21 protein-coding genes are annotated in these 23,087 nt (G+C 74.0%); 11 read left to right on the top strand and 10 right to left on the bottom strand.

Translation table 11 applies throughout. The features are described 5' to 3' along the window. Positions 1-157: 157 nt before the first annotated feature. The 5 genes from FJK98_RS30050 (at position 158) to FJK98_RS30030 (ending at position 4,288) form a co-directional block, all read left to right on the top strand. Positions 158-943 carry a DeoR/GlpR family DNA-binding transcription regulator gene (locus FJK98_RS30050; protein WP_145922025.1) on the top strand — a complete coding sequence of 262 codons (786 nt, stop codon included), beginning with the start codon at positions 158-160 and terminating at the stop codon, positions 941-943. Between the two features lie 206 nt (positions 944-1,149). Beyond that, positions 1,150-2,073, top strand: a complete 924-nt coding sequence (locus tag FJK98_RS30045; protein ID WP_194823242.1) for an ATP-binding cassette domain-containing protein — start codon at positions 1,150-1,152, stop codon at positions 2,071-2,073. Continuing rightward, positions 2,070-3,083: an ABC transporter permease gene (locus FJK98_RS30040; RefSeq protein ID WP_145922023.1), complete on the top strand. Its 1,014-nt coding sequence runs from the start codon at positions 2,070-2,072 to the stop codon at positions 3,081-3,083. The genes FJK98_RS30045 and FJK98_RS30040 overlap by 4 nt, the downstream gene beginning before the upstream one ends. Before the next feature lie 160 nt (positions 3,084-3,243). Beyond that, the gene (locus tag FJK98_RS30035) at positions 3,244-3,642 is read left to right on the top strand and encodes a DUF3263 domain-containing protein (RefSeq protein ID WP_309236888.1); all 399 of its coding nucleotides are present in this window, start codon (positions 3,244-3,246) and stop codon (positions 3,640-3,642) included. 133 nt (positions 3,643-3,775) lie between these two features. Further along, the gene (locus FJK98_RS30030; protein WP_145922022.1) at positions 3,776-4,288 is read left to right on the top strand and encodes a GNAT family N-acetyltransferase; all 513 of its coding nucleotides are present in this window, start codon (positions 3,776-3,778) and stop codon (positions 4,286-4,288) included. 50 nt (positions 4,289-4,338) lie between these two features. On the opposite strand, the gene FJK98_RS30025 is transcribed toward FJK98_RS30030, so the two are convergent. The 8 genes from FJK98_RS30025 to FJK98_RS29995 form a co-directional block, all read right to left on the bottom strand. After that, entirely contained in the window at positions 4,339-6,600 is a 2,262-nt protein-coding gene (locus FJK98_RS30025; RefSeq protein ID WP_145922021.1) for an AAA family ATPase, read from the bottom strand. Positions 6,601-6,711: 111 nt separating this feature from the next. Next, positions 6,712-7,074 carry a hypothetical protein gene (locus FJK98_RS34445; RefSeq protein ID WP_240762434.1) on the bottom strand — a complete coding sequence of 121 codons (363 nt, stop codon included), beginning with the start codon at positions 7,072-7,074 and terminating at the stop codon, positions 6,712-6,714. Further along, positions 7,029-7,337, bottom strand: a complete 309-nt coding sequence (locus FJK98_RS34440; protein ID WP_240762432.1) for a hypothetical protein — start codon at positions 7,335-7,337, stop codon at positions 7,029-7,031. Before FJK98_RS34440 ends, FJK98_RS34445 begins: the two co-directional genes overlap by 46 nt. Positions 7,338-7,379: 42 nt before the next feature. Beyond that, positions 7,380-8,135, bottom strand: coding sequence for an ATP/GTP-binding protein (locus FJK98_RS30015; protein WP_194823239.1), 756 nt, complete (start codon positions 8,133-8,135; stop codon positions 7,380-7,382). Then, complete coding sequence (locus FJK98_RS30010; protein ID WP_145922019.1) at positions 8,113-8,586, bottom strand: DUF742 domain-containing protein; 474 nt, start codon at positions 8,584-8,586, stop codon at positions 8,113-8,115. Before FJK98_RS30010 ends, FJK98_RS30015 begins: the two co-directional genes overlap by 23 nt. Beyond that, positions 8,583-9,053, bottom strand: coding sequence for a roadblock/LC7 domain-containing protein (locus FJK98_RS30005; RefSeq protein ID WP_067305308.1), 471 nt, complete (start codon positions 9,051-9,053; stop codon positions 8,583-8,585). Before FJK98_RS30005 ends, FJK98_RS30010 begins: the two co-directional genes overlap by 4 nt. Further along, positions 9,050-11,827 carry a sensor histidine kinase gene (locus FJK98_RS30000; RefSeq protein ID WP_145922018.1) on the bottom strand — a complete coding sequence of 926 codons (2,778 nt, stop codon included), beginning with the start codon at positions 11,825-11,827 and terminating at the stop codon, positions 9,050-9,052. Before FJK98_RS30000 ends, FJK98_RS30005 begins: the two co-directional genes overlap by 4 nt. Then, the gene (locus FJK98_RS29995; RefSeq protein ID WP_145922017.1) at positions 11,814-13,001 is read right to left on the bottom strand and encodes a hypothetical protein; all 1,188 of its coding nucleotides are present in this window, start codon (positions 12,999-13,001) and stop codon (positions 11,814-11,816) included. Before FJK98_RS29995 ends, FJK98_RS30000 begins: the two co-directional genes overlap by 14 nt. A 369-nt stretch (positions 13,002-13,370) precedes the next feature. On the opposite strand from FJK98_RS29995, the gene FJK98_RS29990 reads away from it, so the two are divergent. Both FJK98_RS29990 and FJK98_RS29985 read left to right on the top strand, forming a co-directional pair. Beyond that, positions 13,371-16,241 (top strand): alpha/beta fold hydrolase, encoded by a 2,871-nt coding sequence (locus tag FJK98_RS29990; RefSeq protein ID WP_145922016.1) that lies wholly within the window; start codon positions 13,371-13,373, stop codon positions 16,239-16,241. Further along, a complete protein-coding gene (locus tag FJK98_RS29985; protein ID WP_145922015.1) occupies positions 16,241-17,125 on the top strand; it encodes an ABC transporter permease in 885 nt (294 codons plus the stop codon). Before FJK98_RS29990 ends, FJK98_RS29985 begins: the two co-directional genes overlap by 1 nt. A gap of 270 nt (positions 17,126-17,395) precedes the next feature. Here the strand turns inward: FJK98_RS29985 and FJK98_RS29980 are convergent, their stop codons facing one another. Then, complete coding sequence (locus tag FJK98_RS29980; protein WP_145922014.1) at positions 17,396-18,568, bottom strand: HAMP domain-containing sensor histidine kinase; 1,173 nt, start codon at positions 18,566-18,568, stop codon at positions 17,396-17,398. Beyond that, positions 18,565-19,221 carry a response regulator transcription factor gene (locus FJK98_RS29975; protein ID WP_194823035.1) on the bottom strand — a complete coding sequence of 219 codons (657 nt, stop codon included), beginning with the start codon at positions 19,219-19,221 and terminating at the stop codon, positions 18,565-18,567. Before FJK98_RS29975 ends, FJK98_RS29980 begins: the two co-directional genes overlap by 4 nt. 125 nt (positions 19,222-19,346) lie before the next feature. Here FJK98_RS29975 and FJK98_RS33420 point away from each other — a divergent pair, with 125 nt between their 5' ends. From FJK98_RS33420 to FJK98_RS29955, 4 genes are read left to right on the top strand one after another with little or no spacing between them, the layout of a single operon-like run. Continuing rightward, positions 19,347-19,895, top strand: coding sequence for a hypothetical protein (locus tag FJK98_RS33420; RefSeq protein ID WP_168222571.1), 549 nt, complete (start codon positions 19,347-19,349; stop codon positions 19,893-19,895). After that, positions 19,892-21,061, top strand: a complete 1,170-nt coding sequence (locus FJK98_RS29965) for a peptidoglycan-binding protein (RefSeq protein ID WP_145922012.1) — start codon at positions 19,892-19,894, stop codon at positions 21,059-21,061. Before FJK98_RS33420 ends, FJK98_RS29965 begins: the two co-directional genes overlap by 4 nt. Positions 21,062-21,083: 22 nt before the next feature. Then, a complete protein-coding gene (locus tag FJK98_RS29960) occupies positions 21,084-21,770 on the top strand; it encodes an ABC transporter ATP-binding protein (RefSeq protein WP_205789565.1) in 687 nt (228 codons plus the stop codon). Continuing rightward, positions 21,767-23,023 (top strand): ABC transporter permease, encoded by a 1,257-nt coding sequence (locus FJK98_RS29955; RefSeq protein ID WP_145922011.1) that lies wholly within the window; start codon positions 21,767-21,769, stop codon positions 23,021-23,023. The genes FJK98_RS29960 and FJK98_RS29955 overlap by 4 nt, the downstream gene beginning before the upstream one ends. The last annotated feature ends 64 nt before the right edge of the window (positions 23,024-23,087 follow it).

Raw genomic sequence — 23,087 nt, 5'->3', positions numbered from 1 at the left:
CTCATTACCACCGTCTTTCGCGCGTTATTCTGCGCGAAACGAGGTGCGCGTGGCAACCTGCCCCCGGATCGCGCAGTCGGGGGTTTTGCGTACCGGGAGTTTCGCGCACTACTGTGCACGCATTCGATCACCCTTCGTGCAGAGTCGGAGGCCCCCCGTGGACCGGTACGCCAGGTGGAACGCTCTGCTCGAAATGCTCACCGACAGTGGTCGGGTCAGCGTCGAGGAGGCCGCCGAGCGGCTGGACGTCTCCCAGGCCACCATCCGGCGCGACTTCGACCAGCTCGCCCAGCAGCAGATGATCACCCGGACCCGGGGCGGCGCGGTCGCCAACGGCGTCTCGTACGACCTGCCGCTGCGGTACAAGACGGCCAAGCACTCGGCGGAGAAGCAGCGGATCGGGGCCGCCGCCGCCGCGCTCGTCTCCCCCGGCACCGTGGTCGGCCTCAACGGCGGCACCACCAGCACCGAGGTGGCCCGTGCCCTGGCCGTCCGGCCGGATCTGAACACGAGCGCCGAGGGTGCCCAGCTCACCGTGGTCACCAACGCCCTGAACATCGCCAACGAACTGCTGGTCCGCTCCCGGATGAAGGTGGTGGTCGCCGGGGGTGTGGTGCGGCCGAAGTCGTTCGAGCTGGTCGGCCCGCTGGGTGGGGCGCTGCTGCGCGAGGTCACCCTGGACGTCGCCCTGTTGGGCGTGGACGCGCTCGATCCCCAGCTGGGTGCCGCCGCCCACCACGAGGGTGAGGCGGCGATGAACAACCTGATGGTGGCGCGGGCCAAGCGGGTCGTGATCATCGCGGACTCGTCCAAGCTGGGCGGGCACGCGTTCGCCCGGATCTGCCCGGTCGAACGGGTGGAGACCCTGGTGACCGATTCCGGGGCGGCCCCGGAACTCGTCGATGCGTTCCGCGCCGCCGGGGTGACCGTCGTCTGCGCCTGAGTGACTCGTTGATACACCGTCGGTAGTGGTTCGCGCGCCGATGCATACCGGGTATTGCCCTGGCGGGTATACCGAGTATGGTGACCGCTGTCATCAGCCACCATCGGGGGAGGCGCAGCTTGTCGGCTGTCCTGGAGATCGAAGGTCTACGTAAGACGTACAAGAGCCGCCGACGCGGGGTCCGCAACGCATTGGACGGCTTCGACATGCGGGTGGAGGCCGGCCAGGTGCACGGCTTCCTCGGCCCCAACGGATCGGGCAAGACCACCACCCTGCGTACCCTGCTCGGGCTGATCCAGCCCGACGGCGGGCGGATGTCCATCCTCGGCCACGAGGTGCCCGGCGCGCTGCCCACCGTCGCCGGGCAGGTCGGCGCGATCGTGGAGAGCCCGCAGTTCTTCCCGCACTTCTCCGCCCGGGACACCCTGTCCCTGCTGGCCGGGGCCGGCGACGTCCCCGCCGTACGGGTCGACGAGGTGCTCGAACTCGTCGGGCTGCGCGACCGGGCCGGCGAGCGGGTCAAGACGTACTCGCTCGGCATGAAGCAGCGGCTCGCCGTCGCCTCCGCCCTGCTCAAGAACCCCAAACTGCTGATCCTCGACGAGCCGGCCAACGGCCTCGACCCGGGCGGCATCCGGGAGATGCGCACCCTGATGCGCAACCTCGCCGAATCCGGGATGACCGTGGTGCTCTCCAGCCACATCCTCGGCGAGATCCAGCTCATCTGCGACGAGGTCACCATCATCTCGCTGGGCCGCCGGGTCGCCGCCGGTCCGGTGGAGCAGGTGCTGGCCCAGCACTCGCACGGCGGCGTACGGGTGCGGCTGGACGCCGCCGAGGACCTCGCCGCCGCCGCCGACCTGCTCGGCCGGGCCGGCGTCGCGGTCACCCGCCACCCGGACCACCTGATGCTGGCCGGCGTGGACAAGCCGGCCACGGTCAGCCGGCTGCTGGCCGAACAACACCTGTACGTCAGCGAACTGGCCCCGGTGTCGGTGGACCTGGAGAGCGTCTTCCTGGAGATCACCGCCACCGCTCCGGTCCCCGGTCAGCACCGCCAGGTCGACGAGTCCGCCACGATCGGCGAGCCGGGCCGCACCGCCGGCACCACGGGAGGGTGGGGCGCATGAGCCTGTACGTCACCGAACTGCGTCGGCTGGCCAAGCGCCGGCTCACCCGGGTCATGCTGGTCCTGCTCGTCCTCGGCCTGGCCGGCATCGTCACCGCCTTCGCCTTCTCCAGCCACAAGCTCTCCCCGGCCGTGATCGCCCAGGCGCAGGCGGAGTCGGACGCGAACTTCCGGGACGCCGTCCGGGAGTGGGAGCGTTCGATCGTCGAGTGCGACGCGGCCAAGGCGCGTGGCGAGCAGACCGACGAGCGGTACGGCCCGAACTGCGGCCGGGACTGGAAGCCCACCGCCGACATGTTCGACCCGAAGTGGAACCTGCCCTACCAGTTCGACTTCCGGACCGAGTTCGGCAACTTCGTCGCCATCTTCGCCGGGGCGGTGGCGCTGTTCGGCTTCCTGATCGGCGCCTCGTTCGTGGGCGCCGAGTGGAGCACCGGCGGGATGATGAACCTGCTGCTGTGGCGGCCGAAACGGCTCACCGTGCTCGGCACCAAACTGGCCGCCGTCCTCACCACGCTGACCGGGGTGACCGTGGTGCTCGGGGCGCTGTGGACACTGGCCTTCTGGCTGATCGCCACGTTCCGGGGGACCACCGAGAAGGTCACCTCCGGGGTGTGGCAGTCCGCCGGGATCAGCGGCCTGCGGGCGCTGGCGATGATCCTCGCCGCCGGTGCGGTGGCCTTCGCCCTGGCGTCCCTGGGCCGGCACACGGCGATGGCGCTCGGGGTGGCCGTGGGGGCCGGGGTGGTCAGCGAGATCGGCATCCGGATCGCCACGACGATCGCCGAGGTCCGGTTCGGTGACCGGTGGGTGCTGTCCACCTACGCGCTGGCCTGGTTCCAGAAGCAGTGGACGCTCGTCGACTACCGCTCCTGCGACTTCGTCCAGGGCGAGTGCACGCCCAAGGAGATGCTGGTGACCTGGCAGGACTCGGCACTGGTGTTCGGCATCGGCACCGTCGTGGTGATGGTCGCCGCGTTCTGGATGATGCGCCGGCGGGACGTCACCTGATCCGGGGTGCCGCCCGGCGCGGGCGGTACCCGACCGGGACGGGCCCGGGTCGACCACCTGTCGACCCGGGCCCGTCCGTCGTCCGGAAGCGTCGCCCACCCTGGTTAAGCTGGGTTTCCCCGGCCGGCACGCCCGGTCGTCCACCCTGCCGAGGAGCGCCGTGCCGCCGCCCACCGACGCCATGCCGCCCGCCGACCCCACACCGCCCACCGACGCCCGGTCCGCGCCGCCGGTGCCCTCACCCCGGCCGGCACCGGACGCCGACGTGCCGTCGCCCCGATCCGGGCCGGAGGCCGGGCCGGCCGCTGCGCGGGCGGCGGCTGGTGGCGACGAGCTGACCGAGCGGGAGCGGTCGATCCTCGCCTTCGAACAGCAGTGGTGGCGGCACGCCGGGGCCAAGGAGCAGGCCATCCGGGACACCTTCGGGCTGTCCGCGACCCGCTACTACCAGTTGCTCAACGCCCTGCTGGACCGCCCCGCCGCGCTGGTCGCCGAACCGCTGTTGATCGGCCGGCTCCGCCGGCTGCGCGCCTCCCGCGCCCGCAACCGCCGCCGCTGAGCCCCGCCCGCGCTGACAGCGGAGCGTGAGGTTCCCGGCTCCGATGGGACGACCGGCCGATACCTCCGACCAGACCGCCAGTCACCGGCCGAAGGGGTGGACGATGGCCGGTGTGGGCGGCAGACTGCGGCACGTGGCAGGCACGGTACGGCTGGAACCGGTGGACGAGGCGAACCTCGAATCGTTGCTCTCCGTAGCGGCGGCCGAGGCGGAGCCGAGTGACGTCATGCCCCCGGTAGACGCCCCGGCCGGCTGGTCGCTCGCCCGCCGGGAGGCGTTCCGGGATTTCCACCGGGCCAGCTTCGGTGGGCTGAACGGTCCGACCCGCACCCTGATGTTCGCCGTGTGTGCCGGCGGCGAGGTGGTCGGCATGATCAGGATGACCCGCTGCGACGCCCCGGGGGTGGTGGAGACCGGGATGTGGCTCGGCCGGTCGGCCCGGGGCCAGGGCCTCGGCGCGGCGGCCCTGCGGGAGTTGCTCAACGCTGCCGCGGCGGCCGGCATGCACTCCGTCGTCGCCGAGACCACCCCCGACAACCTGGGGGCCGTCGCGGTGCTGCGTACCTGCGGCGCCAAGCTCCGCGAGGACGACCACAAGGTGTACGCGGAGATCTCGCTCGACGCGACACCCCCCGCCGCCGGCTGACAACGCCGCCGGCCACCGGCTCCTCGTCGAATCGGCCGACGACGGCAGGCTCAGCCCGCGTGCTTGTCGGCGTAGGCGGCCAGCCAGGCGACCTGCGCCGGGTCCAGGGAGGGACGGACACGGTCCCGGGCGGTGGCGACGTGCGCGGCGGTGACCGTGGCGGCCGACAGCGACTCCCGCATCGCGGCCAGCGCCGCCTCCCGCACCAGCGCCGTACAGTCCGCCGCCGAGAAGCCGGCCAACTCCTCGCCGAGCGCCGCCAGGTCGACGTCCTCGGCGAGCGGCACGGCGCGGGACGCGGCCCGCAGGATCTCCGCGCGGGCCGGTCCGTCCGGCGGCGGCACGTACACCAGCCGTTCCAGCCGGCCGGGGCGCAGCAGGGCCGGGTCGACCAGGTCCGGGCGGTTGGTCGCCCCGATCACCACCACGTTGCGCAGCGCCTCCACCCCGTCCAGCTCGGTCAGCAGGGCGGCCACCACCCGGTCGGTCGTACCGCCGTCGGTGGCCTGACCGCGCACCGGGGCCAGCGCGTCCATCTCGTCGAGGAAGACCAGCGTCGGCGCGGCCTCGCGGGCCCGGCGGAACAGCTCCCGCACCGCCCGCTCGCTCTCGCCGACCCACTTGGACAACAGCTCGGCACCCTTCACCGACAGCACGTTCGCCCGTCCCGTCCCGGCCAGGGCGGTCACCAGGTAGGTCTTGCCGCACCCGGGCGGCCCGTAGAGCAGCACCCCCCGGGGCGGCTGCACCCCCAGCCGGGCGAAGGTGTCCGGGTAGGTCAGCGGCCAGAGCACCGACTCGGTGAGGGTCTGCTTCACCTCGCCGAGACCGCCGACGTCGTCCAGGGTGACCGTCGCCAGCTCCAGCGTGGACGCCGCCATGGTGGTGGGCCGGACCACCTCCAGCGCCGCCGTGAAGTCGGCCATCGCCACCGTCGGCGTCTGCGCCGTCTTCTGCCGCAGCGCCGCCCGTACCCCGGCCTCGCGGACCAGCGCGGCCAGGTCGGCGGCGACGAACCCGGGGGTACGCCCGGCCACCTCGTCGAGCCGGACGTCCTCGGCCAGCGGCACCTGCCGGGTCAGCACGGTCAGCTGTTCCCGGCGCAACGCCGGATCGGGCAGCGGCACCGAGATCCGCAGTGACAGCAGGTCCGGCGCGCGCAACCCCGGATCGACCGACTCCGGCCGCGAGGTGGTGCACACCACCGCCGTGCCCGACCGGACGGCCCCGGCGACCACCTGCCGGAACACGGTGGCCAGCGGTCCGGCGTCCTCGGCCGGGGCCAGCGCCTCCACGTCGGTGACCAGCAGCACGGCCGGCCCGCCCGAGGCCAGCTCGGCGGCGGTTTCGCGCAGCCGTCGGGCCGCCGCGTCGTTGGTCAGCGCGGCGAGTTCCGGTGCCCACAGCGGGCGTACCCGGGCGCCGACCGCCTTCGCCACCGCCCGCACCAGCGCCGACTTGCCCGAGCCGGCCGGCCCGCCGAGCAGCACACCGAGCGAGACCTTGGTACCCAACCGCCCCAGCACCTCCCGGTGGTGGAAGCCGAGGTCCAACAGTTCGGTCAGCTCCTCGGCCTGGGCCCGCAGGCCGGGCAGCTCGTCCACGTGCGGCACGTCGTCGTCGTGCCCGGTCCCGCCGGCCTCCCCGGCCGGACCCGTCGCGCCGTCGGCCGGAGCCGCCCCGGTCCGGCCGGTCGACCCCCGCCCGGACCCGGCCGGGCCGGAGGAGCCGTGGGTGACCTGGCCGTGTTCCCAACCGACCACGGTGTCCATGGTGACCAGGCCACCGGTCTGCGGGTCGGCGGCGACCACGGTCAGCAGGGTGCTCGTCCAGGCGTACCCGACGGTGTTGGCGAGGCTGCGGCGGGCGGCCTCGACCAGACCGCGTACCGAGGCGTCGGGGAGCACGTCCTGGGGGAGCAGCGAGACGTTGTCACCCTCGCTGACGACCTTGCCGAGCAGGGCGAGCCGGAGCATCTCCGGGGACACCGCGGCGAGCACCGACACCGGGCCGGAAAGGGTCACCCGACGGGCCGGGGTCACCGGGGCGGGACCGACGGTCACCTGACCGCCGTCGCGCAGCCCCAGGTTTCCCAGCGTCAGGTCGTCGGCATAGAGCAGGGCGGCGCTGGCGGTCGGCTCGGCGGGCGCGACGATCCCGGCGGTGACCCGCCTGCCGGCCAGCCGCACCGGGTCCCCGGGGCGCAGCGCCAGGGCGGTGAGCACCTCCGGGTGCAGCCGGACGATGCCACGTCGGGCGTCCAGCGCGGCCGGGCGCAGGCTGGCGGTCAGGGTCAGATCCGGTGCGGGCATCGCCCGACAGTAGCCGCCCGCCGCCGCCGACGCCCGTGGTCGTCCGGTACGACCGCCCAGGCCAGCCGCCCGGTCGGCCCGGACGCGGGGTGCCGCGCCCCGGTCGTACCGTCAGGTGTCGTTGTCGAGCAGCGTCGGGTCCCGCCGGATCAACTCGGCGAGCCGGGCCGCCGGATCGACACCCGGCATCTCCCGGGCCGGGGTCCACGCCGGTGGCGTCCGGTCGGCCAGCGGCCAGGCCGGCGGCGGGGAGGTCGGCGGGTCGACGCCCGCCCGCGCCCCCACCTCCGGCCGCTCGTTGCGTACCCCGTTCTCCGGTCGTTCGGTGCGGGCCCCGGCACCCGGCCGTTCGTTGCGGGCGGCGGGCTGCGCCTGCTCGATCCGCAGCGGGTACGTGCGCCCCGCGTACTCGACGCGTAGCACCACGGTCAGCCCGGGACGGGCGGCCACCACCCGGCGGACCGCCTCGGCCACCTCCTCCACCGGGTCGCCGGCGGGGCCGGCGCAGGCCCGGTCCGGGCCAGTTCGGCAGCCGCCGTCGCGGCGGCCCCCGGCCCGGGGTGGGCCAGTTCAGCGGCGGCCGGCCCGGGGTGGGCCGGGGCGGTGGTCGCGCGGCCGGTGGCCTCGAAGGCCAGGGTCGACCCGCCGTCGTCGGTCTCCGGATCGGCCGACCGGCGGCGACGGGCCTCCTCACGGCGGGCCAGCCGGGCCAGTGTCTCGTCCAGACCACCCCTCATCACGTCCCCCTCTCCGATGGAAACGACCGGGCGTCCGTTCGGTCAGGCGCCCTTCTCCCGCACCGCCCGGTCCAGCGCCCGGTCCAGGACGACCAGCAGGGCGTCCCGCACCGACAGCCGTTCCCGGGCGTCGAACTGCACCAGCGGCACGTGGTCACCGATGGCCAGCGCCCACCGGATCGCCCCCAGCTCGTGGGTCAGCCGGCCGTCGAAGGTGTTCACCCCGACCACGAAGGGCAGGCCGGCCCGCTCGAAGAAGTCGATCGCCGGGTAGCAGTCGTCCAGCCGGGAGCTGTCCACCACCACCAACGCGCCGAGCGCGCCCCGCGCCAGGTCGTCCCACATGAAACCGAACCGGTCCTGGCCGGGCGTGCCGAACAGGTAGAGCTTCAGGCTCCGGTCGATGGTGACGCAGCCGAAGTCCATCGCCACCGTGGTGGTGGTCTTCCCGCTGCGGGCCCCCGGGTCGTCCACCCCGATCCCGGCGCTGGTCATCTCGGCCTCGGTGGTCAGCGGGGCGATCTCGGAGATCGCGCCGACCGTGGTCGTCTTGCCGACCCCGAAACCCCCGGCGATGAGCAGCTTGACCGGGATCGGCGGGGCGGCCGGCGGGCCGGTGCGGGTGTCCGCCGTCGGTGTCGCCGACGCCGCCGGCGGTCGGTACGGCGGCGGCGCGCTCGGGTGCTGCGGCGCCGTCGGAGGGCCACCCACGGGCTGTCCGTAGCGGGCGGAGGCACTGTTCGCGGCGAGCCCGCCGAGCGGGGCGACCGGCCATTCAGGAGATCGCACGGAGTCCATCAATCACTCGCAGGATGAGGTCGGGGTCAAATGCGTCGTCGACGGCGCCGACGTGCACGTCGAGATGGCCGGCGGCCCGCAGGTCACCGACCAGCACCCGGGTCACGCCGAGGTGCAGCCGCATCCGGGCGGAGATCTCCGCGACCGAGATGGGCTCACCGCACAGGGCGACGATCGCCTGTAGCTCGGGGGCCAGCAGGGCCGCCACGGCGGCGGCCCGACCCGGCCCGGACCGGGCGGTGACCTGGGTTTCCAGGCCGATCGCCGGGTCCGCGCCGGCCACCCGCCCGGCGGTCAGCACGAACGGGCGGGGGCTGGCCGGGCGGTCGGCCTCCGGCTCGGGGACGGGCGCGGGCGTCGGTGTCGCGTCGCCCATCGGGGTCCGCAGGTAGGGGCGGACCCGGACCATGGGTTCGGGTTCCGGTTCCTCGCCAGCGGCGTCCCGGGTCATTGCTGAACGGCGTTCTTCAGCTCGGCGATGAGTCTCGGTGTCAGCGCGCCGCCGGCCCGGCCGGCGAAGAGCGTCATCTCGTACGCGACGGTGCCCAGGTTGGCCGACCGGTCGGCGATCACGCCCAGCACGGAGCCGCTGCTGATCGCCGTGATCAGCAGGTAGCCGTCGGCCATGTCGACGATCACCCGGTTGAGCCCGCCGAGGGCGTACCAGCTGGCGGCGCCCCCGGCCAGGCTGGTCATGCCGGAGACGACGGCGGCGAGGCGTTCCGCGTTGGACCGGTCCTTGATCGACGACATGGCCATCAGCAGCCCGTCGGAGGAGACCGCGATGGCCTCCAGGACGCCGGCGGTGCTGGAGGTGAACGAGTCCAACAGCCAGTTGAACGTGCGCGCCTCCGGGCTGAGGTCCCCGGCGGGATGGTTCTGGTAGTCGACGTTCTCGTGTACGTGCGGGCTGGTCACCGTGTCGTTCCTTCTTCAGTGCGGTGGTCGGTGCGGACTTCGCGCAGAGCCCGGGCGACGCCCGTCTCGAACGCGTTGATGAGATCGCGGACCTCGCCCGGATCTCCCGGATTCTGGCTCGGTGCCTGCCGGGGCGGTGAGACGGTCAGGTTGGCGCCCGGGATCCGCCGGGTCAGCCGGGGCACCGCCGGTACGGCGGGGGGCTGGGCGGCAGCGGGCGCGGCGGCCGGCACGGCCTGTTCGGCCCGGTGTACCCCGGACTGGAACTGTTCGACCAGGGCCCGCGCGGCGTCCGGGTCGGCCCGGCTGCCGTCCACCGGCCCGACGACCGGTGCGGTACGGGGCAGGCTGGCCCCGGGGACCCGCTGCCGGACGCCGGGCAGCGGGGCCGGCCGGTCCGTCGTGGGCGCGGTGGTCTGTCCCACCGTGGGGAGCAGGACGGCCTGCGGGACCGCCGGGCGGGGCGCGTCGGCCACCGGGGTCACCGCGGCGCTGCCCCGGGCCGGCAGCACCGTCGTGGCCCCGGCCGGGTCGCCGCCGGCGGGGTGGCCCGGTTCCGGGTCGACGCCGGGGGCGCGGGCCGGCTCCGGGTCGGCCGGCACGGTGCCGAACGCGTCCCAGGGGCCGGTGGCCGCCATGCTCCTGGTGGCCTTGCTGAGCAGCGTCGGGTCGAACCCGGGCAGCGCCGTGGCGTCGACCACCGGCCGGGCCGACGCCACGTCGACCGTGGGCCGGGCGGGGCCGGCGTCGAGCACGACCGGCGTGCGGCCGGTCCGCAGGGGGCCGCCGGGGGCGGACCCGGTGGCCGGGCCGGTCGACCCGGGTCGCTCCCGCGTCGGGAGTCCGGCCGGCGGGGTCGTCGCGGGCCGGACTCCCGACGGCAGCGCGACCCGGCTGACGGGTTCCCCGGTACGCCCGGCCACGGGGCGCGCCAGGGCGGAGCCGGGGAGCACCAGGCTGGCGGTCACCCCGCCGCCCGGGGTCGCGGCGAGTTCCACCGTCCAGCCGTGCCGGCGGGCGAGCCGACCCACCACGAAGAGCCCCAGCACCTCGGACGGGGCCAGGTCCAGCCGCTCCCGGCGGGTGAACCGGGCGTTCTCCTCGGCGAGCCGTTGCTCGCTCATCCCGATGCCCTGGTCGATGACGGCCAGCCGGGCGCCGTCGTCGGTCGTCTCGGCGGTGACCACGACCCGGGTGTGCGGCGGGGAGAACACGGTGGCGTTCTCCATCAGCTCGGCGAGTGTCAGCACCAGGTCACCGACGATCGCGGGTGCGGCGACCACCTCCGGGGGGACCTGCACGTCCACCCGGGTGTAGTCCTCGATCTCACCGAGGGCCAACCGGACCACGTCGGCGACCGGGACCGGTGCGACGTGCGCGTCGTCGCCGGTCGCGCCGGAGAGCACGACCAGGCTGCCCGCGTTTCGGCGCAACCGGCTGGAGATGTGGTCGAGCCGGTACAGGTGCTCCAGCCGCCCCGGCTCGGTCTCCTGCTGCTCCAGCCGGTCGATCAGGGCGATCTGCCGGCCGACCAGGTTCTGGGTGCGCCGCCCGACGTGGCCGAACATCTGGGCCACGTTGCGTCGGCTCGCCACCTGCCGTTCCACCAGCCGGGCGGCGGTGTTCTGCACCCGTTCGAAGGCGCGGGCCAGGTCGCCGATCTCGTCCCGGGCGCCCACGTCGACCGGGTCGAGGCGTACCGGTGGGGTGGTTTCGGATTCGTCGTCGGCGACCCGGACCAGTTCGGACTCGGCGACCCGGGCGACCCGGTCGGCGGAGCGGGTGAGCCGGGTGAGCGGTCGGGCGACCGCCCGGCCGACCGCCATGGTGAGCAGGATGACCGCGATCAGGATGCTCACGGTCAGCAGGGTCACCCAGTACGCCCCGGCGAGCGCCACCTGCCGGTCGGCGCGCACCTCGGCGGTGACGTCGGCGGCCAGCTTCTTCTCGACGAACTGGCCCAGGGTGATCATCGAGGAGACGGTGGGGAAGAGGGTCGCCACGTCCAGCGCGCCGATCGCCGTGGCCGGGTCCGCCGCGCTCTGGTCGATGAAGTTCGGCCCGGTGCGGTTGGCGACCGCGACCTCTTCCAGGGTGAGCAGGTCGAGCTGCTCGGGGGTGACCAGGGCCTGGAGCCGGGCGCTCTCGTCTTCGAGGACGGCGAAGTTCGCCACGTAGGCGGAGACGGTCTGGGCGTTGGGCCGGGCGGCGACCAGCACGATCAGGGTGGCACCGGCGCTGAGGCTCTCGCCGGTGCGCAGCACGCCGTCCAGGGCCAGCACCTGTCGTCCGGCCGGGGTGCGGGTGTCCGCGTTGAGCCGCAGCCGCAGCGAGTCGATCAGGGCGGTGTTCACCGGCCCGTACCCGGCCATGAGCTGGTCGGGGCCGGTCTGCCCGGCGACCGCCGCCGTCCGCAGGGCGGCGAGCTGGCGTACCCCGTCGAGGGCGGTGTCGACCTCGGCGGGCAGGTCGTCGCCGAGGTCGGAGCGCAGATCGGTGACCCGGTCGTCCACCTCGGCGATCTTCTGCACGAGGTCGGTGCGTTGGACCTGCCCGAGCAGCAGGCCGACGGCGAGCAGGCGTTCCTGCTGGAGGTGTTGCAGGATCGTGCCGACCCGGCTGGCGACCCGGACCCGGTCGGCGATGTCGCCGGCCCGCTGGGCCTCGCTGGCCCGTTCCCAGACCACCGGCACCGTGAGCCCGGCCATGCAGAGCAGGGGGACGACCACCAGCAGGGCCAGCTTGCCCCGGATTCGCAGCCTACCGAGCAGCATCGAAGGGCCTCCACCGGTCGGGTTCGGTGCCCCGGCCGGCCGGCTGGAGCACCGGCCCGGTGGGCAGGCGACCGGGCGGCGTCGGCGGTTCCCACTGTGTGGGCGCGGTGGCGTCGGCCGGCTCACCACCCGGCGGGGTGTCCCGGCCCGTCGGGCGTTCGCTGTGGCGCGTCGGCAGCCAACCGCTCGCGCCGAGCGCCACCAGCAGCAGCCCGGCCACCCCACCGGCGGCGAGGATCAGCAGGGCGTCGCGGTCGAGCTGGTCGATGCGCTGCCGCAGCAGCCGGTCGAGTTCGTCGAGGATGACCGGCTGGAGTTCCCGGGCGGCGGTCTGCGCCTGGGTCCGGGCGGCGGCGAGTTTGGTCAGGTCCAGATCCTGGGTCCGACCCCGGGGCTGGGACAGCGCCCCCAGCGCCTCGACCGCCCGCTGGTAGTTGTCGAACGGGGTGAGCACCCCGGCGCCGATGTCGGCGCTCTCCGAGGTGTCGACCACCGTCTGCAGGTCGTTGACCAGGTCACCGGCCGGTTGCAGGGCGGCGAACCGGAGGGTGGCCAGTTCACCAACGGTGCGGGCCTGGTCGGCGGCGGGGCGTCGCTGCGCCAGCACGGCCAGGTCGACGAGGCGTCCGGCGGCGACCGTCGCCTCCGGCATCTCCTCGCCGACGCCGTCCTGGAGGAAGTACGAGTCGGAGCCGGGGTCCCGGATCAGGCCGGAGGTTTCGCGGATCTTGCCGTGCAGGGCGAGCAGCAGGTCGGTGACCTCGCCGTAGGCGGTGAAGGCGGTTTCCGGGTCGGTGAGCGACCGGCTGGGCAGGCCCTCCAGTTTCGCCCGCAGGCCGGCCCACCGTTCGGTGCTGCGCAGTTCGCCGCCGACCCGGGCGTCGACCGCGGCGGCCTCCTCAACCGCCCGGTCCAGGGCGTCGCGGGGCACCGGCCGGCCGGCGACGGCGGCGGTCTGCGCGTCGACCAGGGCGCCGGTGACCGGGCCGAGGGCGCGCAGGTACTCGACGCCGAGCCGTTCCCGTTCGGCCAGCTCACGGTCGGCGTCCACGAGCCGGTGGCCCTGTACGACGAGGAACGCCACCGGCAGCAGCAGCGCGGTGGCGAGTAGCAGCGGCAACAGGCGGCCCGGTGTCCTGGGCCGTCGACGGACCCGCGAGGCGGGAACGGTCATGGTTGTCTCCTCCGGCGGCGGCGCAGGGGTTCGGGATGGCGTGACACTTCGGTCCCGTGCGTCGGACCGAGAACCTAATCGACGGGCGATCCCTGGCCGGAGGTCTACGCGGGTCAGTTTTGCGTCACTTCGAGTGATGTGACGCAAGACTGACGTTCTGGACACGCTGCGTACTGTTGTCACGGTGACATGCTCGTTTCCATAGCGGTATCGCGCCTTACGCGTGAATTCACGTAATCCGAATTCGTTCTGCGTGAACGCCGGGTGACCTTGTGCGGTTTGCCCTGTCCGACCGCCGATCGGCTGGTCAGGACGGACGTACGGCGGATCTCAGCCAACGCTCAGGTTTCGGGCCGTACCGTGAGCCGAATGAAATCGCCGTTGTCGGCCGCGCGGGTCCGCCGTGCCCTGCCCACCGGCCGTCGCGCGGTCGCCGCGTCGGTGGTCGTCGTCCTGCTGGCGGCGGTCGTCGGCTGGGCGGTCTGGCCGGACCGGCCGGACTTCCGCACCGAGTCGACCATGCTCACCGTGCGTTCCGGGCCGGCCGGCGACGAGCCCGTCGACCTGGACACCACCTTCTACCTGCCGAAGGGCGCGTCGGCCGGCCGGAAGGTCCCGGCCGTGCTGCTGGCACACGGCTTCGGCGGTACGAAGGACTCGGTCCGCGCCGACGCCGAGGACCTGGTGGGGCAGGGCTACGCGGTGCTGACCTGGACGGCGCGGGGCTTCGGCCGCAGCGGCGGCCAGATCCACCTGGACAGCCCCGACTACGAGGTGCGCGACGCCCAGCGGCTGCTGGACTGGCTGGCGGGCCGCCCCGACGTGCGTACCGACGCCGCCGGTGACCCCCGGGTCGGGGTGGTCGGCGGCTCGTACGGCGGCGGCCTGGCCCTGCTGCTGGCCGCCCAGGACCCCCGGGTCGACGCGATCGTCCCCATGATCACCTGGAACGACCTGTCCCGCGCCTTCCTGCCGGAGGGCACCGGTAAGCCGGCCACCGAGGGTGTGTTCAAGAAGGGGTGGGCCGGCATCTTCTTCGGGGGCGGCGGCAGCGCCGGTTCCGGGCCGGCCGGGCTCTCCGGCAACACCGCCGCCGCCCAGCCGGAGGGGGCACCCGCGTCGGCCGGCGCGCCCAGCCCGCAGCCGGGCAACGGGCCGGGCAGCCGGTCGCCGCGTGTGCCGGGGGCCGCCGCCGACCCGTCGTGCGGCCGGTTCGCCGCCGACGTCTGCGCCGCGTACCTGCGGATCGCCACCACCGGGCGGGCCGACCAGGCGGCGGTGGACCTGCTGCGGCGCTCGTCCCCGGCCGACGTGCTGGGCCGGATCAAGGCCCCAGCCCTGCTGGTGCAGGGCGAGGCGGACACCCTCTTCCCGCTCACCGAGGCGGACGCCAACGCGCGTGGCATCGCCGCCGCCGGCACCCCCGTGCGGGTGGCCTGGTTCACCGGCGGCCACGACGGCGGCACCGGGCCGACCAGCGACTCCGACCGGGTGAAGTACCTGACCGTGCAGTGGCTCGACCACTACGTCAAGGGCACCGGCGCGGCCCCCGGCGACGACTTCACGTTCTCCCGGATCGCCGGCTTCGACGCCCTCGACCGGGGACTGGTCGCCACCGGCTACCGCACCGCCGACTATCCCGGGGTGACCGGGGACGCCCGGCGGGAGGTGCCGGTCGCCGGGCCGGCCCAACCGGTCGCCAACCCGCCCAACGGCAACCCGGCGGCGATCTCCGCGATCCCGTTCGCCGGGTCGCTCGGCTCCCTGCTCGACGGGGTGGCCGGCGACGTGCCCGGCCAGCACGCCCGGTTCGAGTCGACGCCGCTGACCGAGGCGGTGGACGTGGTGGGCGCACCCACCGTCACCGTCCGGGCCGCGTCGGCGACCGGCGAGGCGGTCCTGTTCGCCAAGCTCTACGACGTCGACCCGGCCGGCGCGGCGACGCTGCCCGACGGGCTGGTCGCCCCGATCCGGTTGACCGGGCTGCCGGCCACGATCGACGCCGCGCAGCCGGTCCAGGTCACCCTGCCGGCGATCGTCCGCCGGGTCGAGGCCGGGCACCGGCTGCGGGTGGTGCTGGCCACCGCCGACCAGGCGTACACCACGCCGGCCGCGCCGGCCGTCTACACGGTGGCGGTCGACGGGGCGGTGAGCCTGCCGACGGTCACCGCCACGCCGATCCCGACCACCGCGACGGTGTGGCGCTGGGTGCTGGTCGGCCTGCTGGCAACGATCCTGGTCGGGCTCGTCGTGGTCGTCGCCGTGGTCCGCCGCCGGCACCGCCGCCAGGACGACTCCGTCCATCCCGAGTACGCGGGCATCCCGCTCGCCGTCCGTGACCTGCGCAAGGAGTACGCGGACGGGTTCGTGGCGGTGTCCCGGGTGGACTTCGAGGTGCACCCCGGCCAGGTGATGGGGCTGCTCGGCCCGAACGGGGCGGGCAAGACCACCACCCTGCGGGTGCTGATGGGGCTGACCCAGCCGACCGCCGGGGAGATCTACGTCTTCGGGCACCGGCTGGTGCCCGGCTCGCCGGTGCTGTCGCGGATCGGCGCGCTGGTGGAGGGGCCCGGTTTCCTGCCGCACCTGTCCGGCCTGGACAACCTGAAGGCGTACTGGCGGGCGACCGGCCGGCCGTGGGCCGACGCGCACTTCGACGAGGCGTTGGAGATCGCCGGCCTGGGTGACTCGGTGCACCGGCGGACCAAGAACTACAGCCACGGGATGCGGCAGCGGCTGGCCATCGCGCAGGCCATGCTGGGCCTGCCGGAGCTGCTGGTGCTCGACGAACCGACCGACGGGTTGGACCCGCCGCAGATCGCCGAGATGCGCCGGGTGCTCCAGCGGTACGCCACCGACGGCCGGGCGGTGCTGGTCTCCAGTCACCTGTTGGCCGAGGTGGAGCAGACCTGCACGCACGCGGTGGTGGTGAACAAGGGCCGGATCGTCGCGTCCGGCCCGGTGGAGGAGATCGTCGGCGAGTCGCCGAGCACCCTGTTCGAGGTGACCGACCAGGCCGCCGCGCGGGAGGTGCTGAGCCGCCTCGACGCGGTGCAGGTGCTGACCGCCGACGACGCCGGTGGGCTGGTGGTGGACACCAACGGCACCGCCCGCAGCGAGGTGGTGGCCGAGCTGGTCCGGGCCGGGATCGGGGTGGACCGGGTGGTGCCCCGGCGTCGCCTGGAGGACGCGTTCCTCGCCCTGGTGGGCGAGAACTCTCGGGGAAGCGGTGACCGGTGATGGCAGGTTCTTCGGTGGGATCGTTCGGGCCGGGTGGGGCGGCGGCCGGGTACCGGCCGGGGGTGACCCTGCCGTTCGGGGCGGAGTTCCGCAGGCAGGCGTCGCGGCGACGTACCCAGTTGGCGCTCGGGTTCATGGTGCTGCTGCCGTTGATCATCCTGGTGGCGTTCCAGTTCGAGTCCGGGGACGACGACGGCGGGGGCCGGGGCGAGTTCGCCAGCCTCGCCGACCTGGCCACCTCGGGCGGGCTCAACTTCACCCTCTTCTCGATCCTGGTGTCGGCGTCGTTCCTGCTGGTCGTGGTGGTGGCGCTGTTCTGTGGTGACACGGTCGCCAGCGAGGCGAGCTGGGGCAGCCTGCGCTACCTGTTGGCGGTGCCGGTGCCCCGGGCCCGGCTGCTGACGGTGAAGCTGTCGGTGGCGCTGGCGTACTCGGGGCTGGCCCTGCTGTTGCTGGCCGGCACGGCCCTGCTCGCCGGCACCCTGCGCTACGGCTGGTCGCCGTTGACCAGCCAGGTCGCCGCCGAGCTGACCCCGACCGAGGGGCTGGTCCGGCTGCTGGCGGTGCTCGGCTACCTGGCGGTGGTGCTGCTGGTGGTGGCCGGGCTGGCGTTCCTGCTGTCGGTGGTCACGGATGCCGCGCTGGGTGCGGTCGGTGGCGCGGTGCTGCTGTGGATCCTGTCCAGCATCCTGGACCAGATCACCGCGCTGGGGGTGCTGCGTGACTTCCTGCCGACCCACTACAGCAGCGCCTGGCTGGGCCTGCTGTCCACCCCGATGCAGACCGACGACGTGGTCCGGGGCGCGATCTCGGCGGTCAGCTACGCCACCCTGTTCTGGGGCCTGGCCTTCTGGCGTTTCACCCGCAAGGACGTCACCAGCTAGGCCGACGCGGCGAAGTGCTTCGCAATGGGGCCGATGTTGCGGTATCGCCGATCACCGGACACCGCATCATCGGCCCCATCGAGTTGATCGTGAGGCTGTGGGACCCGTCCCTCCAGAGGTGACGACGTGAGACCGCCTCGCTCTGTGTCGGGTCGGACACTATCGGAGACGGCTGCGACGGGTGCAGATGCGGCGTTCGTGTCGAGCCACGAACTGCCGCTGGTGAAAGGCCCCGCTGGGCCCTCGCCAGTGGTCGGGCGCGGAGCCGGGTCAGGAGGGGCTGGGGAGGGAGACGGTTACCACCAGGCCGCCGTCGGGGCGGGGGACGGCCCGCACCGTCCCGCCGTGTGCCCGCGCCACCGCCCGGACGATGGAAAGCCCCAGGCCGAAGCCCCGCTGACCGGCGACCCGCTCCCGGTTGAGCCGGCGGAACGGCAGGAACATCGTCTCGACCTCGTAGCCGGGCACCACCGGCCCGCTGTTGCTGACGGTCAGGGTGGCCCGACCGTCGACCACCGCCGTGGCGACCGAGAGCCAGCCGTCGGTGTCGACGTTGTGCCGGACGGCGTTCTCCACCAGGTTCTGGGTGAGCCGTTCCAGCAGGACCGGGTCGCCGGCCGTACGCGCCGGGGCCAGGTCGCGGGTGACGGCGAGCGTGGTGGACCGGGCGGTCTGCTCGGCGACGTGCCCGGCGATCTCGGCGAGGTCCACCTCGGCGTGTTCGGCCAGGGCGTTCTCCGAGTCGGCGAGGGTGAGCAACCCGTCGATCAGCCGTTCGTGGCGTTCGTTGACGGCCAGCAGGGTCTCCCCGAGCTGCCGCAGTTCGGGCGGGGCGTCCGGCCTGGTGATCGCCAGCTCCACCAGGGACCGGTTGATCGCCAGCGGGGTACGCAGTTCGTGCGAGGCGTTGGCGACGAAGCGCCGCTGCCCGTCGAAGGACCGGTCGAGGCGTTCGAGCATCAGGTCGAACGTGTCGGCCAGCTCCTTCACCTCGTCGGTCGGCCCGACCAGGGCGATCCGCTCGTGCAGCCCCCGGCCGGCGCCGTCGGCACCGGCGATCCGGCGGGCGGTGCCGGTGATCTGCTGCAACGGCTGCAACGCCCGGCCGGCGACCAGCCAGCCGAACGCGACCGCGGCGATGGTCACCACGGCCAGGGCCACCCCGCCCTGGGTGAGCAGCGAGTCGAGGGCGTCGCGGCGGGCGTCGTCCTGCACCTGCCGGACGATGTCGCGCAGGTGTTCGGCCTGGTTGGCGTTGATCTGCGTGCCCTGCGGCAGCGAGATCGACTCCTTGCCGCCGGTGCCGCGCAGGTTGAACCCGAGACCGTGGGCGAGCCGCTGGTCGACCAGCACGTACGTCACGGCGAGCAGCACCGTGCCGGCGAGCAGGAACAGGCCGCCGTAGATGAGGGTCAGCCTGGCCCGGATGGTCGGTTTCCTCATCGGATCTGGTATCCCACCCCGGGCACCGTCTCGATGACCGGCGGGTCGCCGAGCTTGCGGCGCAACTTCATCACGGTGACCCGCAGCACGTTGGTCATCGGGTCGATGTGCTCGTCCCAGGCCCGTTCCAGCAGCTCCTCGGCGGAGACCACCGCGCCGTCGGCGCGCAGCAGCTCGGCCAGCACGCCGAACTCCTTACGGGACAACGGTACGAAGTGCCCGTCCCGGGTGACCTCCAGCCGGGACGGGTCCAGGACGATCCCGGCCCGGGTCAGCTTCGGCGGGGCGGCCGGCCGGGTGCGCCGGGTCAGCGCGTGCACCCGGGCGCTCAACTCGACGAACGCGAACGGCTTGGTGAGGTAGTCGTCGGCCCCGATGGCCAGGCCGGCGACCCGTTCCCGGACGGCGGCGGCAGCGGTCAGCATCAGCACCCGGGTGTCCCGCTCGGCGCGGACCAGTGCCCGGCACACGTCGTCGCCGTGCACGACGGGCAGGTCCCGGTCGAGCACGACCACGTCGTACCCGTTGACACCGATGCGTTCCAGGGCCGCGTCGCCGTCGTACGCCACGTCGACCGCGAACGCCTCCCGGCGCAGCCATTCGGCGATCGCGTCCGCGAGCAGTTTCTCGTCCTCGCACACCAGTACGCGCACCGTTCCATCCTCACCCATGCGGGGATAACCACCGCGTTAACGTCGCCGCTTACGCCCTGGATACCGCCTCAGGAGTTGAGTTATCCCTAATGCCGGCTCTCTGCCGGCCGGAAGGGAGACCAACGATGCGACGACATCCGCTACGCCTGCTCCTGGCCCTGCCCGTGGTGGCGGCCCTGGCCGTGAGCGGCTGCCAGTCCGGTGGCGACGACGATCCCGGGGTGGCCAGCGCCGGTGGTGGGGGCGACACGACGCCCTCGCTGTCCGCCGCCGCCGGGATGAGCGACGAGGAACGCCAGCTCAAGTTCACCGCGTGCCTGCGCGAGCAGGGGCTCGACGTGCCGGACCCGCAGCCGGGGCAGAACGGGCCACGGTTCGACTTCGGCGGCGACGTCGACCCGGCGAAGGTGCAGGCGGCGCTCCAGCAGTGCCGCGAGTACGCCCCCAACGGCGGGCAGCCCCGGCAGCTCGACGCCGGCCAGGTCGAGCAGGTGCGCAAGCTGGCCCGGTGTATGCGGGAGAACGGCGTGCCGAACTTCCCCGACCCGTCCGCCGACGGGCGCATCCAGCCCGGCCGGGCCAACATCGACCTCAAGGACCCGGCGGTGCGGACCGCGTTCGACAAGTGCCGGGAGACCGTGCCCAACCTGGGTGAACGCCGGGGGACGTCATGACCGGCACACCCCGGCCCACCGAGCCGCCCACCGACGCACCGGCCGCCGTCGGATCGTCCGCCGTCGGGGCGCAGCCGTCACCGGCCCGGCGGCGACGCCCGCGACCGGGGTTCCTGCTCGGCGCGGCGGGGCTGCTCGTGGTGGCGGTGGCGGGCACGGCGGTCACCTTCGCCAGCGGCGGCCACGCCGACCGGTCGGCCTCGCTCGACCGCCGGCCACCGGCGACCACCACCGTCACCCGGCAGAACCTGGTCGACCGGGAGACCAAGAACGGCGAACTGGGGTACGGCACCCCGCGCGCCCGGGACAGCCGACTGGGCGGGACGGTCACCTGGCTCGCCGAGGGCGGCGCGACGGTCAAGCGGGGCAAGGCGCTCTACCGGATCGACGACGAACCGGTGGTGCTGCTCTACGGCGGCCTGCCGGCGTACCGGATGCTGCGCTCCGGGGTCAGCGGCACCGACGTCAAGCAGTTCGAGCAGAACCTCGCCGCGCTCGGGCACACCGGCTTCACCGTCGACGAGGACTTCACCTCGGCGACCGCCGACGCGGTCCGGGACTGGCAGGAGGACCTTGGCCTGCCCGAGACCGGCCAGGTCGAGCCGGCCCGGATCGTCTACGCCCCCGGCGAGGTCCGGGTGGAGAGCCATGGCGTGGAGGTGGGCGACACCGTCGGCGCGGGCAAGGTGGTCCTCTCGACCACCGGCACGGCCCGGCTGGTCACCTGCACCCTCGACGTCGAGGACCAGCGGCTGGCCCGCAAGGGCGCGGAGGTGACCATCACGCTGCCCGACGGCACCCGCAGCACCGGCCGGGTCGACACGGTCGAGACGGTGGTGCAGACCTCGGCGGCGACCACCGGCAAGGACGCGGAGACCGACACCAAGATCGAGGTGACCATCACCGGGAACGACGCCAAGGCCCTGGCCGGCTACGACAAGGCGGCGGTCGACGTCGGCCTCGTCGCCTCGGAACGCGCCGACGTGCTCACCGTCCCGGTGGCGGCGCTGCTCACCCTCGCCGAGGGCGGCTACGGGCTGGAGGTGGTCGAGGAGGGCGGCACCCGGATCGTGGCGGTGCGTACCGGCCTGTTCGCCGACGGCCGGGTGGAGGTCTCCGGCGGGGCGGTCACCGAGGGGCTGACCGTGGGGATGCCCGGTGACTGAACCGGCAGGGGTCGCCCACCCCGTGGTCGAGCTGCGCGACGTGACGAAACGCTACGGCGACACGGTCGCCGCCCTCGGCGGGGTCTCGATGACCGTCGACCGGGGTGCCCTGGTGGCCATCGTCGGCCCGTCCGGATCGGGGAAGTCCACCATGCTCAACGTGATCGGCACGCTGGACCGGCCCACGTCGGGCGCGGTCCACATCGACGGGTACGACGCCGCCCGGTTGTCCGACCGGGAGCTGTCCGCGTTGCGGGCCAGCCGGATCGGCTTCGTGTTCCAGCAGTTCCACCTGGCTGCCGGCGTACCCCTGGTGGAGAACGTGGCGGACGGCCTGCTCTATGCCGGGGTGCCCCGGCGGGAGCGGCGGCGGCGGGCGGAGGCGGCGCTGCGACGGGTCGGCCTGGGGCACCGGCTGGACCACCGGCCGCACCAGCTCTCCGGCGGCGAGCGGCAGCGGGCGGCGATCGCCCGGGCGGTGGTCGGCGAACCGCCGCTGCTGCTGGCCGACGAGCCGACCGGCAACCTCGACTCCAGCTCCGGCGCCGGGGTGATGGAGCTGCTGCACGAGCTGCACGCGGCCGGCACCACCATCGTGGTGATCACCCACGACCGCGAGATCGCGGCGAGCCTGCCCCGGCAGGTGCAGATGCGCGACGGGCTGATCGTGGCGGACTCCGCCGCGCCGACCGAGGGGGTACCACGATGACCACGACACCGGTACGGCCGACCACCGGGACGCCGCGGACCGGTGCCGGGCGGCCGGAGCGGCTGCGGCCGGCCCGGCTGAGCCCACGGGACGTGCTGCGGGTCGGCGGAGTGGGGCTGCGGACCCGGCCGTTGCGGGCGTTCCTGTCCGCCCTGGGCATCGCCATCGGCATCGCGGCGATGATCAGCGTGGTCGGCATCTCCTCGTCGTCCCGGGCCGACCTGGACCGGACGCTGGCCGCCCTCGGCACCAACCTGCTCACCGTCGCGCCGGGCAGCACCCTGTTCGGCGCGGACGCCCAACTGCCGGTCGAGGCGGTCGGCATGATCAGCCGGATCGGCCCGGTACGCCAGGTGTCGGCCACCGCCCAGCTCGCCGACATGCCGGTCTACCGGTCGGACCGGATTCCGGCGGCGCAGACCGGTGGCCTCGGCACCCAGGCGGTGGAGCTGGACCTGCTCGACACCGTCGGCGGTGCGCTGGCCAGCGGGACGTGGCTCAACGAGGCCACCGCGCGGTATCCGGCCACGGTCCTCGGGTCGGTGGCCGCCGAGCGGCTCGGGCTCGGCGCGGCCGGGCCGGACATCCAGGTCTACCTGGACGGGCGGTGGTTCACCGTGATCGGCATCCTGCAACCGGTCCCGCTCGCGCCGGAACTCGACTCGTCGGCGCTGGTCGGCTGGTCGGCGGCGACCACCTACCTGGGCCTGGACGGGCACCCGACCCGGATCTACACCCGCTCGGCCGAGCAGCACGTCGAGGCCGTCCGGGCGGTGCTGGCGGCGACGGCCAACCCGGAACAGTCCAACGAGATCCAGGTGTCCCGGCCGTCGGACGCGCTCGCCGCCCGGCAGGCCACCGACGAGGCGTTCACCGGCCTGCTGCTCGGCCTGGGCGCGGTGGCGTTGCTGGTCGGCGGGGTCGGGGTGGCCAACACCATGGTCATCTCGGTGATCGAGCGGCGGGCCGAGATCGGGCTGCGGCGGTCGTTGGGCGCCACCCGGGGGCAGATCCGCACCCAGTTCCTCGCCGAGTCGCTGCTGCTGTCCGCCCTGGGCGGGCTGGGTGGGGTGCTGCTCGGCGGCCTGGTCACCGCCGGCTACGCCAGCTCACAGAGCTGGCCGACGGTGGTGCCGCTCTGGGTGGTGGCCGGCGGCATCGGGGCGACCATCGGCATCGGCGCGCTGGCCGGGCTCTACCCGGCGATCCGGGCCAGCCGGCTCGCCCCCACCGAGGCCCTCGCCACCCCGTGACCGCCCCGACCCGCCCGCCGGACGCCCCGGACGGGCGGGTCGGGCCGCGTCGGGTGGCCCGGCG

The organism is Micromonospora sp. HM134, assembly GCF_007833915.1.
Classification (GTDB): Bacteria; Actinomycetota; Actinomycetes; order Mycobacteriales; family Micromonosporaceae; genus Micromonospora; species Micromonospora wenchangensis.
The sequence above is the reverse complement of the archived record's forward strand: the minus strand, read 5'-3'. Positions and strand labels throughout refer to the sequence as shown.